This is a genomic window from Anaerovirgula multivorans (assembly GCF_900188145.1).
Taxonomy (GTDB): Bacteria; Bacillota; Clostridia; order Peptostreptococcales; family Natronincolaceae; genus Anaerovirgula; species Anaerovirgula multivorans.
The window spans coordinates 12,532-29,340 of sequence record NZ_FZOJ01000013.1 but is presented as its reverse complement, the minus strand read 5'-3'; the positions used below and the strand labels follow the sequence as shown (position 1 = coordinate 29,340).

The following is a 16,809-nucleotide window of genomic DNA, read 5'->3' as shown; positions in this document are numbered from 1 at the left end:
TGGGAGAGAAAACAGATGGAAAACAAAATAACCTATGCAGAAGAAATCATACAAAAAATCAAACAAATTAACCAGAAAGAAGAAGACATCTACAACATAGAAAACGACATAAACAACGGATTTGTCGTTGTAAAATACAAGAAACTCGATATAGAAGAAAAAGAACTGCTAGACGGAGCAATCACAATGCTAATGCCCAAAGAATTTCAAATCATGGAAGAAGAACTGGCAGAGATCAAATATCCAGGAGAAGACAAACCCGACTATATCTATACCAATGAAGATACAACCGTAAACATAACATTTACCATAGAAGATAGTGGCGAGATAGACAACGAAGAGATAGAAGAAGTAAAAGACATCCTAGCCAAACAAATGCAGCGACTGCATCCTGCATCCAAAATAGAAGACAGTCAGACCATCCAGACAGGAGAAAAAAACATTAGTTTCTTTTCCTACGACCTGCCATTAATAGATGGAGACATATACAATCTTATGTTTTTTATGGAATTAAAAGGACAACTACTCATGGGAACATTCAACTGCAGCATTTATCAGAAAAAACAATACAAGCCCATTATCCAACAAATCCTCATGACCATAAAAGAACCCTCAAACCACTTAGAAGAAAAGACAGAAGAAAAAGGTCAAAAAGACAGGTGATGATATGGCAGAAACAGCATTAGAAAAATTCAACCTAAAGGAAGTAAAACCATCCCTAGAGCAGGCATTAAAAAACCTGGAAGAAGATTTCCAGCAAAATAAACAGCAGTTTAAAAAAACATTCATCGACTCCTTTAAACAAATCTGTACCAATACAAAACAAATTCAACAAAGTACCCAGCCCAAAACAGGATTTATCATATACCACCTGCTGCGAACAAAAATATTGCAGCACAAATATACATACACCGCCATGGCATATGACAAAGACTGGTATCTAAAGGATGGTATCCCAGTAGGAGAACTAGATGTTACCTTTATTTACAAACACTATGAAGACATGAGACAGCAGCTTATGAAAGTATTTAGAAAATATGTATTGAAAATCAGCGAACCAGATGTAGAGAGAATCATGCTGGAACAGCTGGATTACTTTCACAAATACGTAGTAGAAGTCATACGCCATAGCCTCATAGAAGCCTTAGAAACAGAAGAATATATGTCCATAGATAAAGAAGACATATTCGAAATACAAGCAGGAGAATACTATGAGCCCTGTGATATCATACATATGGAAGAAAAAGAAAAAAACCTGCTAAAAATTAAAAACTGGCTGAAGCAAAACCAAGAACAAGCCTACAGGTTTCAAGATTTTAGAGAACTAGACCTAAGCAACCTTACTTATACAAATATGGACTTATTCAATACAGATTTTCGAAACAGTCTATTAAACCAAACAGACATCGTCAATAGCCTATTAATTGGAACCAAATTCAAAAACTGCACCATGAAGGGTGCCAACCTGATGGGAGCTATGATCAACGATGCCAACTTTGAAAAAGCTGATATGACAGCAGCCAATCTGCAACACACTGTAGCCTTTACAGGAGTCAACTTCAAAGACAGCAATCTAACAAAGGCTGATTTCACCAGAGCAATCATCATAGGAGGAGACTTTGAAGGAGCAGATTTAGAAGAAGCGATATTTACAGAAGCCAAATTACATAAGAGCAGATTTACAAAGAAACAGCTGGAAAAATGCAGCCTTACTCAAGAACAGCTTGAAGAAATAGAAATTATACAATAACATGGAAGGAGAAAAAACATGGAAGGAGAAAAAACGTGTTATACTTAGGAAAAGAAATCGAAAAAGCCAAAGCAGCCGTGCCTAAAGTAGTAAATGCAAGAAAACAAACTGGCAAAAAAGCAGCAGGAAAAATAGCAAAGAACATACAGACAAAAGCTGTTTCAGCAATACCAAAGAGGTTGAAAGCAACGACAGGTACAGCCAAACAAATCACCCAAAAAGCAGCGGCAGCAATCCCTAAAGTTATAAACCCTAGAAATATAAACCCTGCAAAGAAAGCCATAGACAGAGGGAAAAATACAGCAAAAGAAAAAGGAAAACAAATAAAAAAAATCATAGATAAAAAAGTAAAAGATGGGAAAGAGAGAAAAGAAAGGATACTAGATAAGCTAAAAAAAGAATGGGAAGATGCCTGTACAACAGTAAAAAGAGGGACACTAACAATAGGAGCAGTTACAGCAGAAACAGTTGCAACAGGAAAGAAAAATTGGTCAGAGTTCCAAGACAGGTTTTTAGGTAGAGGAAAATACGCAAGAGTTGATGCAATAACAGGAGCAGTCCCTTGGATTAGAAAAGATGATGCAACCACTGAAGCAGCGAGGGGTAAAGTGAATATTAAACCTGAAGTGGAAAGCGAAATGATTAAGAAAGTGGGGGATGATAAGGGGACGGGTGATGATGATATCAAAGAAGCAATATATGTATCTAGCGTGAATATGTGGATTAAAACTCAACTAGAGATTAATTCAGATAATAAAAAGCTTATTAATGCTCATACTCTCACCTTGTATGATGCAGAAATTAATAAAGAGATTACAAGATTTACAGTGCCCTATAAAGAAGATTATAAATTTGATATTAAAATGACACAACTGACAAAGAAGCACCCACAAACATGGTCTGAGCCTATTGACAATGGCTTAGATGCAGCATCAGACTTGGCAGGCTCGATATCAGTAGCAAGCCAAGGGAATATTTCTGCCGATTATGTCACTGTAGCGGCTTTTGCAGCAGGAGTTACTAAATCAATGATAGATCTTAACATACCAGCGAAACCAGACGATATTAGAATTGCTGTAAGCGTAGTGGACCCGAATAGAAAGGTCAATGAAACCAGCCAAATAGCCGATTATAAAGTTATTAATTATGTTAGGTATGTTGAAAGTGAAGATGAATATAGAACCTATGATACATCTGATAAGGGCTGGTATTATCCATTGTTTGATGGATTTGCTAGGGATAAATATTATCCATCTGATTATGAGAAGTTAAATAAATATAATTTTAAGTAAGTGATAGGGAGGCTAGTATGCAAAAAAGAAAAAAGTGGTTAATTGTTATTGGTTTTATTATACTGCTACAGTATAGAGGATATTATATAAGAAATTTAAAGGTGGATGATCCATTTCTTGATGTTATTGTAGAAAAGGTACTATTATTGGAAGAAAAGCGAGTAGAAAATCTTCCCCATACTTGGGAAGATCGTAGTCAACTACACGGGGAGCTAAATACAGGCCATATGGCAAAAAATTCAAACTTGGAAATCGAAATAGCAGCTCCAGTACAAGGCATGTCAAGTTCTTTATATGAATATTATGAAGCTTATGTAGCTGGTGATTATGAAAAAGCAGAGAAGTTTTTACAGAAATATGTTAACAGTTTAAATAGACTCCAAAATGTACTAATAAAGTTGCGACAACAGCGGCAACAAATAGAGATTCTATGGGAAAAAGGGATTTTCCAAGAAGAGTAATAAATATCCATAGACAAGGGTCCATGTGGAGCCAAGGGGACGGCAGGTCAATGCTGTCAACTTAAGAGAGAGTACTAACATGCATATCTAATTCCACAATGAGATAAAAATATAAGAACACTTGAATTTCCAAGATTTCTACGCAATTATTGTTTTTTAATCAATACAGACCAGAACAAGTAATATAATACTATATATGATAAATAATGGTAACATAACAATTGACAAGCTATAAAATAATATATAGAAACAAACATACAAAAAGGACATTAGAAATATGAAATCAAATGATAGAATAAACTTAACTTTGTCTAAATTAGGGAGTCAACGTATACACAAAACAGACAAAGGGACAGGGATTTGTCTGATAGAAAAAATTTGATATAATTCTGATGAGATGGTGAAATATACCAATCAAAGCGCGAGAAAAGAGGAAAACAGGAATATATCATATCATAATTAGGAGAATTAATCGTCAAAATATATTTGAAGATGATAGAGATTGTGTTAAATTTATTGATGCAATACAGAAGAGCAAAAAAAGTAAATTTGAGCTTTATGGACACTGCTTAATGGGAAATCATGTACATTTATTATTGCGAGAAGGAATAGAATCATTATCCCTGATAATGCAGAGAATATGCTCTGGTTTCGTATATTGGTACAATCACAAATGTGGATCGTTTTGAACATTTGTTTCAAGAATGATATAAAAGTAAAGTCGTAGAAAATGAAGCACATCTGTTGACAGTATTAAGATATATTTATCAAAACCCCATGAAGGCTGAAATAACAAATTCAGCAGCAAAATATAGATGGAGCAGTTATCATGAATATAAAAAGGATAAGGTACTGAGAGATTTAAAGGCTACCAATGGTATTACAATAAGACAACTTGCGAAAGTAACAGGGGTAAGTAAGTATACGGTTGAAAAGGTATAGCGGACAAGTCCCTGTCCCTTTGTCTATGAGGTAATGTATTTATTAAATACATTATACAATGTACTACTCATAGGAAATAAGTTATGATATAATTATAACATAAAAGGATAACGTTTACCTAAATGAGATCCTTTGTGAGTTATGCCTTTAATCATGTAAAATGAAACCTTCATAATTAGTACCTCTTTATGGGATTTATGCTAATTTATCCTTCAGTGTATTGCTAAGATTCCCACTTATAGATAAACAAACTAAGTGACTAACACGAAATCAAGGAATTTGGTTATCTACTTGCAAAAAAAATTTAATGTTTACAAAAAATTCTACTGTTATTCATTATTAATTTTATATATAATGGAGTTGTATACAGAATACATTATTCTGTACATATATATAACATAATTTAATTATCAATTAATATAAAAAAAGGAGGCTATCAAATGGCTAGAAAGATGAAAACAATGGATGGTAATGCTGCTGCAGCACATGTATCCTATGCATTCACTGATGTAGCAGCAATTTATCCTATTACTCCTTCCTCTAACATGGCTGAAAATGTTGATGAGTGGAGTGCCCATGGCCTAAAGAACATCTTTGGTCAAACAGTAAAGGTTGTAGAGATGCAATCAGAGGCAGGAGCTGCAGGAGCTGTTCATGGTTCTTTAGCTGCAGGAGCTTTAACAACTACATTCACCGCTTCACAAGGGTTACTTTTAATGATTCCTAATATGTATAAAATTGCTGGAGAATTGTTACCAGGGGTATTTCACGTAAGTGCTAGAGCATTAGCTGGACATGCACTTTCTATTTTCGGAGATCATTCAGATGTTATGGCCACAAGACAAACTGGATGTGCTATGCTTGCTTCTGGTAGTGTTCAAGAGGTTATGGACTTAGGAGGGGTTGCGCATTTAACTGCTATCAAAGGAAGAGTGCCATTTGTACATTTCTTTGATGGTTTTAGAACATCCCATGAAATGCAAAAAATTGAAGTGCTCGAATTCGAGGAGCTTGCTAAGTTAGCAGACTGGAATGCTATTAAAGCTTTCAGAGATAATGCTTTAAGCCCAGAACATCCTGTACTCAGAGGAACTGCTCAAAACCCTGATATTTTCTTCCAAGCAAAAGAAGCTGCTAACAAGTTCTATGATGCTATTCCTGATATGGTAGCTGATTATATGAAGGAAATTTCAAAGCTTACAGGAAGACAGTATGCACCATTCAATTATTATGGAGCAGAAGATGCAGAAAATATTATCATTGCTATGGGTTCTGTAACCGATACGATTGAAGAAACTATCGATTACTTAGCAGCAAAAGGAGAAAAGGTAGGGGTATTAAAAGTACACTTATACAGACCTTTCTCAGAAAAATACTTCTTTGATGCGTTGCCAAAAACAGTAAAAAGAATTGCTGTGTTAGATAGAACAAAAGAGCCAGGTTCTCTTGGAGAACCATTATATCAAGATATCAGAACCATGTTCTTCGACAAGAAAGATGCACCCATGGTTATTGGTGGTAGATATGGTCTTGGTTCAAAAGACACGGTACCTGCTCAAATTTTAGCGGTATATGATAACCTAAAGGCAGATACCCCTAAAAATGCTTTCACCATTGGTATTGTAGATGATGTAACCAATACATCTTTAGAAATAAAGGAAAATATTTCAGCGGCTCCAGCGGGAACTATTCGATGTAAGTTCTGGGGATTAGGATCTGATGGTACAGTAGGTGCAAATAAAGAAGCTATCAAAATCATTGGAGACGATACAGATATGTATGCACAAGCATATTTCTCCTATGACTCTAAGAAATCTGGTGGTGTTACTATATCCCACTTACGTTTTGGTAAGCAGCCTATTAAGTCTCCTTACTTAATTGACGAAGCAGACTTCATTGCCTGTCATAACCAAGCCTATGTGAATCAATATGATTTGTTAAAGGGTTTGAAAAAGGGCGGTACCTTTTTATTAAACTGCATGTGGTCATCAGAGGAACTAGAAGAAAAGCTACCAGCGGCTATGAAAAAGTATATCGCTGAAAATGGTATCAACTTCTATACACTTAATGGTACAGAAATTGCTAGAGAAATAGGTTTAGGTGGAAGGATTAACATGATTATGCAATCTGCCTTCTTTGAACTAGCAAAAGTTATTCCTGTGGATGAGGCATTAAAACACTTAAAACAAGCTGTTGTTAAAGCTTATGGTAAAAAAGGTGAAAAAATTGTTGCTATGAACCATAAAGCAATAGATCGTGGTGTAGATGCTCTTGTAAAGATAGATGTACCTGAAAGCTGGAAGGGTGTTGCAGAAGAAGTAGCGGCAGCAGTAGAAGTAGAAGAACCAGCCTTCATCAAAAACATCTTAAGACCTATAAACGCTCAAGCTGGTGATGATCTACCTGTAAGTGCTTTTGTAGGTGCAGAGGATGGAACCTTCCCATTAGGAACCAGTGCTTTTGAAAAGCGTGGTATTGCTGTAACCATTCCTGAGTGGATTCCAGAAAACTGTATTCAATGTAATCAATGTTCCTTTGTATGTCCTCATGCCGCTATTAGACCTTTCCTATTAAATGAAGAGGAAATGAAAAATGCACCAGAAGGATACAAAACATTGAAGGCAATGGGTAAAGAATTTGAAGGATTACAATATCGTATGCAGGTAGCTCCATTAGACTGTACAGGTTGTGGAAACTGTGCTGATATCTGTCCTTCTAAGAACAAGGCTTTAGAAATGAAACCTGTTGAGCCACAAATCGTTGAACAAAAAGAAAATTGGGATTATTCTATTACTGTTACAGATAAGTCTCACTTAACAAATATTGAAACATTAAAGGGTAGTCAATTCTCTCAACCATTATTTGAGTTCTCAGGGGCTTGTGCTGGTTGTGGTGAAACACCATATGTTAAGTTAGTTACTCAATTATTCGGGGATAGAATGATGGTTGCTAACGCTACTGGATGTTCTTCTATCTATGGAGGAAGTGCACCGTCTGTACCATACTGCAAAAACGCTGAAGGCAAAGGACCAGCTTGGGCAAACTCTTTATTTGAAGACAATGCTGAGTATGGCTATGGTATGATGTTAGCATCTACACAAATTAGAGATAGAGTTGCAGATTTAATGAAGGAAGCTTTAACATTAGATATCAATGCTGAATTAAAAGCGGCCTTCCAAGAGTGGCTTGATGGCAAGGATGAAGGTAAAGCTTCTAAGGCTGCAACCTATAAAATTCTTCCATTAATCGAAGCTGAAAAAGACAATGCTGTAATCGCTGAAATCATTGAGAAAAAGGATTATCTAATCAAGCAGTCTCAATGGATCTTTGGTGGAGACGGTTGGGCTTATGACATCGGATATGGTGGATTAGACCATGTACTTGCTTCTGGTGAAGATGTAAATGTTCTTGTAATGGATACAGAGGTATACTCCAATACAGGAGGACAATCTTCTAAGGCATCTCCAACAGCAGCTATCGCTAAATTTGCAGCTGCCGGTAAAAGAACTAAGAAGAAGGACTTAGGTATGATGGCTATGAGCTATGGTTATGTATATGTGGCTCAAGTAGCTATGGGTGCAGACAAGAATCAATTAATGAAGGCTATGAAGGAAGCAGAAGCTTACAATGGACCATCCTTAGTAATTGCTTATTCACCATGTATTGCTCATGGAATCGGGGCAGGTATGGGTAAAACTCAAGAACAAGCCAAGCGAGCAGTAGAGGCTGGATACTGGCATCTATACAGATTCAACCCAGAATTAAAGAAAGAAGGAAAGAATTCATTTACATTAGATTCTAAAGAACCAAAGACTTCTTTCAGAGAGTTCTTAATGAGTGAAGTTCGTTATGCTTCTTTATCAAAATCCTTCCCAGAAGTAGCAGAAGCTCTGTTTGAAAAATCAGAGGAAGATGCAAAGGAAAGATATGAAGGCTACAAGAAGTTAGCACAATAAACAGGCTTTATTCACTCTCCAATATAAGTAAAGGTCAAGGGATTTAATCCCTTGGCCTTTGCTAAATTTATAGGAAATTATTTAAAGTTTTCAGCAAAATGGCATGCAACAAATCTTTCCTGGCCCATATCCCTTAACTCAGGGGTTTGTTCTTTACAGATGCCTTGACGATATCTACATCTTCCATAGAATCTACAACCTTCTGGGGGATTAATTGGACTTGGCACATCTCCCTCAAGAATGATTCTCTCTCTTCGTACATTGATTTGTGGTATGGGAATAGCAGATAATAAAGCCTGTGTATAAGGATGAAGAGGCGTCTTAAACATAGACTTATAATCAGACAATTCCATGATTTTTCCAAGATACATTACTGCAATTCTATCACTAACGTGTTTCACAACACTTAGATCATGAGAAATGAATAAATAAGTTAAATGAAATTCTTTTTGTAACTGACTCATCAGGTTTAGAATCTGAGCCTGTATAGATACATCTAGGGCTGACACTGGCTCATCCTGAACGATAAACTTAGGATTTAAGGCAAGTGCTCTAGCAATACCGATTCTTTGACGCCGTCCACCATCTAGCTCATGGGGATAGGTGTTTACCAATCTTTCAGCTAATCCAACTGTCTCCATTAGTTCTTTAACCTTCCTATTTATTTCAGTTTTTGTTTTATAGACTTTGTTAATTTCTAAGGGTTCTGCAATGATTTGTGAAATACTCATTCTGGGATTTAAGGAGGCAAAAGGGTCTTGAAATACGATTTGCATTTTCTTTGTCATTTGTCGCATTTGTTGTTTATTATATTCTAGAATATTTTCTCCTTCAAATATAATTTCTCCATCAGTGGCTTCTAAAAGGCGAAGTACTGCTCGACCAGTGGTAGATTTACCACAGCCTGACTCCCCAACTAGCCCTAAGGTTTCTCCTTCATTAATATAAAAATTGACACCATCTACTGCGTGCAATAATCCTTTTTTTGTTTTGAAATATTTCTTTAAGTTTTTTGCTTCAATCAATCTTTTGGTCATCTAAAATACCCCCTAACTGAAGCTGGTGTTCATACAAAAGACAAAATACAAAATGGCCTTCAGCTACCTCGATAGATTTTGGCTGCCTTTCAGAGCAGGCTGCCGTCGCCCTTGGACATCTAGGATGAAAGGAACAGCCATTAGGGAGATTCGTTGGATCAGGCATTAATCCTTTGATAGGCTCTAAGGCTTCCACGTCTTCCTCTATATTAGGAATAGAATTAAACAGACCAATAGTGTAAGGGTGCTTTGGACTAAGAAATAAAGATTCTGCATCGGTATATTCCACAACATTTCCTGCATACATGATAGCAACTTTATCACAGATTTCTGCAACAATACCTAAGTCATGGGTAATCATAATCATAGAGGTTTCATACTCTTCCTTAAGCTTTTTCATTAGATTCAGCACCTGTGCTTGGATTGTCACGTCCAATGCTGTAGTAGGTTCATCTGCAATTAATAGCTTGGGGTTACATGCCAAAGCAATGGCAATAACTACCCTTTGCCTCATGCCGCCACTGAATTGATGGGGATATTCCTTATATCTTTCCATAGGTATTCCCACGGTATCTAACATTTCCTGTGCTTTGATAACAGCTTCCCCTCCACTAACCTTTTGATGAAGCTTGATTACCTCTGCAATTTGGTCGCCCACTGTCATAACAGGGTTTAAAGAGGTCATAGGATCTTGGAAAATCATAGATATTTTATTGCCACGAATCTTTCTAAGTTCAGCAGGAGATTTTCCAATTAGATTTTCTCCCTCAAAAATAATCTCTCCACTTATAATTTTTCCAGGGGGATTTGGCACTAGCTGCATAATGCCTAAGGCAGTTGTAGTTTTTCCAGCTCCTGTTTCCCCAACTAGCCCTAAGGTTTCGCCTTTGCCAATGGTGATGCTCATATCTTCAACAGCTCGAACTCTTCCATCTTCAGTAACATAATGAATAGTCAAATCTTTTATTTTTAATAAACTTTCATTTTTGATCATTTTTTATCCCTCCCAATTAGTCTTTTAACCTAGGATCTAGTGCATCTCTTAAACCATCTCCAAAAAGATTAAGACTAAATATTGTTAGCATGATGGCTAAGCCAGGGAAAGTAGCAATATGCCAATAATCTCGAATATAATGCCTACCTGCTGACAGCATGGCTCCCCACTCAGGGTTTGGCGGCTGGATACCTAGACCAATAAAGCTGAGTCCAGCAGCTGAAAGTATGGCATTAGCTACTCCAAGAGTCGCTTGTACAATAATTGGTGCCATAGCATTGGGGAGAATATGTTTTGTTATAATTCTAAAATCATTAGCTCCGATTGCCTTTGCCGCTTCAATAAATTCCTGATCCTTGATGGTTAATACAGAGGCTCTAACAATTCGGGCATAGGAGGGAATAGAAGCAATACCGACAGCAATCATAACATTGACTAAACCAGGTCCCAATGCCGCTACGATGGAAATAGCCAATAGGATACTGGGGATAGCCAGTAGAATATCCATAAGACGCATAATGGTGTTGTCTAATTTTCCGCCATAGTATCCAGCAATAGCGCCTAACGTTCCCCCTGTGACAGCAGCAATACCTACCGCGATGAAGCCTACCTGCAGTGAAATTCTTGATCCATAAATGATTCTACTAAATATATCTCTACCTAAATGATCTGTGCCTAAAAAATGGTTGCTGCCAGGGGGTATAAATCTCCTATATAAGTCTTGATCATCAAAACCTTCTGGGGCAATGAAGTCCGCAAAGATAGCAGCAAATACTAAAAGAGAAATAATAAATAACCCAACCATTGAAGCTTTATTTTTCTTTAATCTTCTCCATACTTCTAGCCATTGGCTTCTTCTTTTTTTATTAATTGATACTGCTTGTTTATCAATTAAGGTTTTTGTTTGGGACATAGAATAACCTCCTCCTTTACAATATTAGAGTTTTATTTATACTGGGATTTGATTCGAGGATCTAGGAAAGCATATAGTATGTCTACCAATAGATTTACGATACTAAAGGTGAGAGCGATAAATAAAACGCCTCCTTGTACTACAGGAAAGTTTCTTGCACTAATGGATTCCACCATGAGTCTTCCAACACCAGAGATACTAAAGATAGATTCTGTTAATACTGCGCCTCCTAATAAATACCCGAATTGCAGGCCAATAACTGTTACAATAGGAATGAGGGCATTTTTTAAGGCATGCCTATTGACAACAACAGATTCAACTTGTCCCTTAGCCCTAGCTGTTCTTATATAATCCTGTCTTATTACTTCCAGCATACTGGAACGGGTCATACGAGTGATAATAGCAGCGGAGCTGGTACCTAAGGTTAAAGCCGGAAGAATCATTTCCTTCCATGAAGAAAATCCAGAAGAAGGAAGCCATCCTAGCTTAACAGAAAATAGTAAAATTAGCATGAGGCCTTGCCAGAAGTTGGGCATGGATACCCCCAATAGAGCTGCTACCATAGAAGTATTATCGAATATAGAATATTGCCTAGTGGCAGAAATGATTCCTGCAGGAATTCCCAACAGTACTGCAACAACTATGCCTAATGTGGCTAGTTTTAATGTAGTAGGAAAACGGATTAATATTTCCTCGATAACGGGACGTTTAGAGGTATAGGATCGACCCATATCCTGATGAATAACTAAATTTTTAACAAATCGACCGTACTGTATCAAGAATGGATCATTCAAACCCAATTCCTCGCGAAATTTCTCAACTTCTTCTAATGGTGCAGATTCTCCTAGCATAATTCTTGCGGGGTCTCCTGGTGTAATATGCATCATGGTAAAAACGATGAAGGATACTCCAAGCATTACTGGCATCAACATAAGCAGTCGACGAAGTATATATTTATGCATAAATTGCCTCCTTCTATTTTAATTTATTTACAATCATAGTATAGGCATTTTAGTGGATATAGTGCCATAAAAATATGACACTATATCCACTCATAACATAGTTATAAGGGTTCTGCCAGAAAGCAGATTACCTTGTATAGCAGGATATATGCTATATAGCAAACTTTCTTTTTCTTATGGGATCTTATGAAATAGGATTTATCGATTGCTACTCAAAGTAAACAGTCCATAATTTATGATGTCCTGCAGGATGATTTTGGAATCCCTTCACATTATTTCTGATACCGGTTAATTCTTCTCCTGTCCATGTAAAAATCCAAGGTGCTTCATCTCGAACAATTTCCTGAACCTCTTTGTAAGAAGCTTCCCTTACCGCAGGATCAGCATTTACTCTTGCTAAATCCAATAATTCATTTACCTGTTCATTGGTATAAAAGGTCCTATTACCACCATCTCCATGGGTACTTGAATGAAATAATGGATATAAACCATAGTCAGGGTCACCAGTAACTGTTACCCATCCAAGAATGAACATATCATGTTCGCCAGCAGCTGTACCTGTCAGATAAGCGCCCCATTCCATTACACTGACTTCTGCGTCGATGTTAATTTGCTTCAATTGATTTTGTAAAATTTCAGCGATATCTATCCTCTGTTGGTTTTGGTTAGTCCATATTGTTGTTTTAAAGCCGTTTTCTAAGCCTGCTTCCTTCATTAACTCTTTAGCTTTCTCAACGTCATGACCATAAGGCTGTAAATTTCGATTAGAAGCCCAAACGTTTGGACCTAAAGGTCCTTTGGAGGGCTCTCCAGTACCTAAGTATACAGCATCTACGATAAGGTCCATATCTGCAACATAGTTGATGGCTTGACGTACCCGTATATCGTCAAAAGGCTCTTTCCCTACATTGAATCCTACATAGGTAGTAGATAAGTTCATATCTCTTACCATATTTAAGTCAGGGGCATTTGTTATTCTATCTACATCTGGTCCAATAATATCATAAGCGATATCTATGCCTCCGGTTTCTAGCTCAATGGTTCTATTACCATCTTCAGAAATAGCTTTGAAAATTATCTTTTCAATCTTAGGCATTTTGGCTTCATCATGGTACTCTTCAAACTTTACTAACTCAACAGTTTCCCCAACAACCCAGTTCAATAGTTTATAAGGACCAGTTCCTACAGGAGTCTGACTGTAGTCATCACCAGCTTCAGTAACAGCCTTTTCATTTAGGATACCAGTAGCTGTATGGGCTAAGTGTGCTAACAGCGGCGCGAAAGGCTCGGTTGTCGCTATTCTAATTGTGTAAGGATCAACAACCTCAATACCATTTGGGTTGATAGCTTCTACAATATGGGCTACATGAGAAGAATCAAGAGCTCTTTTAATAGTAAAGGCAACATCGCTGGCAGTTAATTCTTCACCATTATGGAATTTAACGCCTTGCTTTAACTTAAACTTATAGGTTAACTCATCCAGTTGTTCCCAACTTTCAGCTAAGCCTGGTAACAATTCCATTTTTTCATTTTGATTTACTAGGTTTTCATAGATTTGTCTCATAACTCTAGATGAAGCCTGATCATTGTTGGCATGAGGGTCCAATACGACTGCATCAGAACGCTGCGCTACAATTAATGGTTTTGAATCAGTTGGTGCATCAGCAGTTTGATTGCTACAGCCGACGGCTACCAGTGAAAAGATTAGTAAAAAGATTGTTAAGATAATAATTTTTTTGCTTTTTAACATAAAATTTCCCCCTTTAAATATATGTATTATTGTATTGTTATATTTTTGCTAAAGGCAAAAATATAATAATTTTATTAATATTTGCATATAATTATTAAAAATTTTGAATAAAATGTGTATTTTATTTTTACACACCGATGTATCTAGTATCAGAGTGACCATATAAAAAAAGAAATTTGTCGAAAAATATAAATAAAGCTTTTTAGGAAACCGCTCGCACAAAAAGATGTGAATAATTTAAGTCAGAGGATTTGTGGACTGTTTTTTTATTTCTGAACAAAATTTACTGAAAAGACGACTTTGTTTTAAGCATGTACATTATAAATCTAAAAATCTATATTATAGTTTATTACTAATTTTTAGAAATATTATTGATTTATACGATTATAATATAAAATTATGAGCTTTAGAATATAATAAAAATAAAATCATAAAGCAAAACTCGGAGACAATTTTAAATGGCTCATACTGAGAAGATGCTTACAACTTGATTTAAGCAGGTGTGTTAATTTTTAGAGCTCTTGCAATCTTCTCTTTATATTTATAGCCGGGCATTACGCCATAAATGACTTCGCAGAACCTAGTTTCTCTTATACCATATTGCTTACAGAATTCTTTCTGTGTCAGGCCCAGCTCTAAAAGTTGTTTTTTTACATCTAGTCCAAAAGGAGTCAAGGCTCTTTTTGTCATGATTTCACCTCCTTAACAGGTTTAATTAGTAGTAGAAGGTTGCGCTAGTGTATGGTACAATCTCAATAATGATAATAATAATAAATAAAAGGGACACTTTAAATTATATTCGTAATATTACGCGCAGTCAAGAAAATATGCGTAATATTACGAATATAATTGTTGTTTTACGTATATAATTCTAATATTATGTCATAAGGAGGAGTAAATTTGAACACGATTGGAAAACGTATTAAATATTTAAGGGAGAAAAAGAAACTTACTCAGAAGCAACTAGCTGACGCAACGGGAGTTCAGCGTGGGAATTTAAGCCATTATGAAAAAGACAAGATAAAGCCTTCTTCTGATGCAATAATCTCTTTGTCGCAGTTTTTTAACGTTAGTTGTGACTGGTTTTTGATCGGCAAAACTGAAAAGAAAGGGAGGAAAGGTAAAAGTGATGAAGAGCCTTTGATTTTGAGAAAGCTGACTGATGAAGAGAAAAAAGACGTAGCAAAATATGCTGATTATTTGGTGTGGCGAAGAACCCAAGAAGAAAAGGAAAGAGAGCAGTTGGATATAATTGCCGAGGAAAGCGACACCTATGAGGAGAAGAAAAGAAGAGACTCGTAATGTTTTAAGATATCAAATAAAGATGATACGCAAGAATTGATTTTTTTTTAGACTATAAATCGTAATTTATTACAATTTTGTTCTTATTTCTTAAAATTCCTCATATAAAAACGATTTCTATGTAACACAAAAAGTCAAATTTTCGAGTATAATGGAAATAAGATATTAAAATATTATCAATAGATTGTTAATCAAGCTATAGGGAAGTGATAAGTATATGCTGGGTTTAACATTAGAAGGTGGAGGAGCTAAAGGGGCTTATCAGATAGGGGCATGGCAGGCTTTTAGAGAATTGAACTTTGAGTTTCAAGGGATTACAGGAACATCTGTGGGGGCATTAAATGGTGCATTGATGGTACAAGAGGACTTTGATAAAGCCTATGAGATATGGCATAATATTACCCCCCATATGGTCATGGATATAGATGACAGAATCTATGAGATGCTTTCAGGAAATCAATTGAATACAGCAAATATACATATTATATTTGAAGAAATAGGGAAATTTGTGAAGGGCTTTGGCTTTGATACAAAGCCATTGGAAAGTTTAATTAAGCAGACTTTGGATGAAGAAAAAATTAGAAGGTCAAAGGTTGATTTTGGCTTTGTAACCGTATCCTTAACAGATTTTAAACCAATGGAAATTTTTAAAGAAGATATACCCATGATGAAGATGGCTGATTATCTAATGGCTTCTTCTTATTTACCAATTTTCAAATCTAAAAAACTAGATGGCAAGAATTTTTTAGATGGCAGCTTTTATAATAATCTTCCTATCGATATGTTATATCATAAAGGATATAAGAACATTATTGCCGTTCGACTGTTAAGTAAAGGGCGCATTAAAAAATTAAGCTATCCTGATCTTAATATAACTTATGTTCAGCCCTATCGAGATCTGGGTAGCATTATAGATTTTACTAAAAAAAGAGCACAATATAACATGAGGTTAGGATATTTTGATACTTTAAAGGCATTTAGAGGATTAAAAGGTAGAAGGTATTATATTAAGACAAATATCAAAGAGGAAAAGGCATTGAGAATCATTATGTCGATAAGAGAAGGAGCCATTAAAGAGTTAGGTGAGCTTTATTATCTTTCTCCTGTAAAGGCCTCTAATAGACTACTTTTAGAAGATATCATTCCCAAATGGATAGCATTAATGGATTTAGAGGAAAACTGTAGCTATGTTGATGTTTTAATAGGTTTGGTAGAAGCTTTAGCAGATTATAATCATGTAGATTGCTTTTATATTTATAGCTTATCAAATTTGCTGAAGAGAAGTATGAAAAGCTATAATAGTAGTGTGGGAAGGATTGAAAATAAAAATATAGGACTTTTATTGAAAACAGAGTTCTTACTTAAATTGAATAGAGAAAAGCTTATACAGGAAACTGTAAGAATTATAATAAAGCATCATGAAGATTTATTATTATAGTTTGTAGCGATA

The 16,809-nt window shown here is 35.8% G+C and carries 15 protein-coding genes; 9 read left to right on the top strand and 6 right to left on the bottom strand.

The window, feature by feature from the left end; all coding sequences use genetic code 11:
• Positions 1-15: 15 nt before the first annotated feature.
• The 7 genes from CHB72_RS13810 to nifJ all read left to right on the top strand — a co-directional run bounded on the left by CHB72_RS13810 (position 16) and on the right by nifJ (position 8,401).
• On the top strand, positions 16-663 hold the full coding sequence (locus CHB72_RS13810; protein WP_089283473.1) for a hypothetical protein: 648 nt from the start codon (positions 16-18) through the stop codon (positions 661-663).
• Positions 664-667: 4 nt separating this feature from the next.
• Positions 668-1,750: a pentapeptide repeat-containing protein gene (locus CHB72_RS13805; RefSeq protein WP_089283472.1), complete on the top strand. Its 1,083-nt coding sequence runs from the start codon at positions 668-670 to the stop codon at positions 1,748-1,750.
• Positions 1,751-1,785: 35 nt separating this feature from the next.
• Positions 1,786-3,042, top strand: a complete 1,257-nt coding sequence (locus CHB72_RS13800; protein WP_089283471.1) for a hypothetical protein — start codon at positions 1,786-1,788, stop codon at positions 3,040-3,042.
• Positions 3,043-3,059: 17 nt separating this feature from the next.
• A complete protein-coding gene (locus CHB72_RS13795; RefSeq protein ID WP_089283470.1) occupies positions 3,060-3,503 on the top strand; it encodes a hypothetical protein in 444 nt (147 codons plus the stop codon).
• Positions 3,504-3,910: 407 nt separating this feature from the next.
• Positions 3,911-4,192 (top strand): transposase, encoded by a 282-nt coding sequence (locus tag CHB72_RS28290; RefSeq protein WP_207652571.1) that lies wholly within the window; start codon positions 3,911-3,913, stop codon positions 4,190-4,192.
• A 55-nt stretch (positions 4,193-4,247) separates the two neighbouring features.
• Positions 4,248-4,445: a hypothetical protein gene (locus CHB72_RS27035; RefSeq protein WP_207652562.1), complete on the top strand. Its 198-nt coding sequence runs from the start codon at positions 4,248-4,250 to the stop codon at positions 4,443-4,445.
• Between the two features lie 440 nt (positions 4,446-4,885).
• Complete coding sequence (nifJ, locus tag CHB72_RS13785) at positions 4,886-8,401, top strand: pyruvate:ferredoxin (flavodoxin) oxidoreductase (protein ID WP_089283469.1); 3,516 nt, start codon at positions 4,886-4,888, stop codon at positions 8,399-8,401.
• A 77-nt stretch (positions 8,402-8,478) separates the two neighbouring features.
• Here the strand turns inward: nifJ and CHB72_RS13780 are convergent, their stop codons facing one another.
• From CHB72_RS13780 to CHB72_RS13755, 6 genes are all read right to left on the bottom strand, one after another.
• Complete coding sequence (locus tag CHB72_RS13780; protein WP_089283468.1) at positions 8,479-9,438, bottom strand: ABC transporter ATP-binding protein; 960 nt, start codon at positions 9,436-9,438, stop codon at positions 8,479-8,481.
• Positions 9,419-10,432 carry an ABC transporter ATP-binding protein gene (locus CHB72_RS13775; RefSeq protein WP_089283467.1) on the bottom strand — a complete coding sequence of 338 codons (1,014 nt, stop codon included), beginning with the start codon at positions 10,430-10,432 and terminating at the stop codon, positions 9,419-9,421. The genes CHB72_RS13780 and CHB72_RS13775 overlap by 20 nt, the downstream gene beginning before the upstream one ends.
• Positions 10,433-10,448: 16 nt before the next feature.
• The gene (locus tag CHB72_RS13770) at positions 10,449-11,345 is read right to left on the bottom strand and encodes an ABC transporter permease (protein WP_089283466.1); all 897 of its coding nucleotides are present in this window, start codon (positions 11,343-11,345) and stop codon (positions 10,449-10,451) included.
• Positions 11,346-11,377: 32 nt separating this feature from the next.
• Entirely contained in the window at positions 11,378-12,307 is a 930-nt protein-coding gene (nikB, locus tag CHB72_RS13765) for a nickel ABC transporter permease (protein WP_089283465.1), read from the bottom strand.
• Between the two features lie 208 nt (positions 12,308-12,515).
• Positions 12,516-14,057, bottom strand: coding sequence for a glutathione ABC transporter substrate-binding protein (locus CHB72_RS13760; RefSeq protein WP_089283464.1), 1,542 nt, complete (start codon positions 14,055-14,057; stop codon positions 12,516-12,518).
• A gap of 492 nt (positions 14,058-14,549) precedes the next feature.
• Positions 14,550-14,747 carry a helix-turn-helix domain-containing protein gene (locus CHB72_RS13755; protein ID WP_089283463.1) on the bottom strand — a complete coding sequence of 66 codons (198 nt, stop codon included), beginning with the start codon at positions 14,745-14,747 and terminating at the stop codon, positions 14,550-14,552.
• Positions 14,748-14,957: 210 nt separating this feature from the next.
• Between CHB72_RS13755 and CHB72_RS13750 the strand changes: the two genes are divergently transcribed.
• Complete coding sequence (locus CHB72_RS13750) at positions 14,958-15,359, top strand: helix-turn-helix domain-containing protein (RefSeq protein WP_089283462.1); 402 nt, start codon at positions 14,958-14,960, stop codon at positions 15,357-15,359.
• Positions 15,360-15,576: 217 nt separating this feature from the next.
• Positions 15,577-16,797: a patatin-like phospholipase family protein gene (locus CHB72_RS13745; RefSeq protein ID WP_089283461.1), complete on the top strand. Its 1,221-nt coding sequence runs from the start codon at positions 15,577-15,579 to the stop codon at positions 16,795-16,797.
• Positions 16,798-16,809 lie beyond the last annotated feature (12 nt).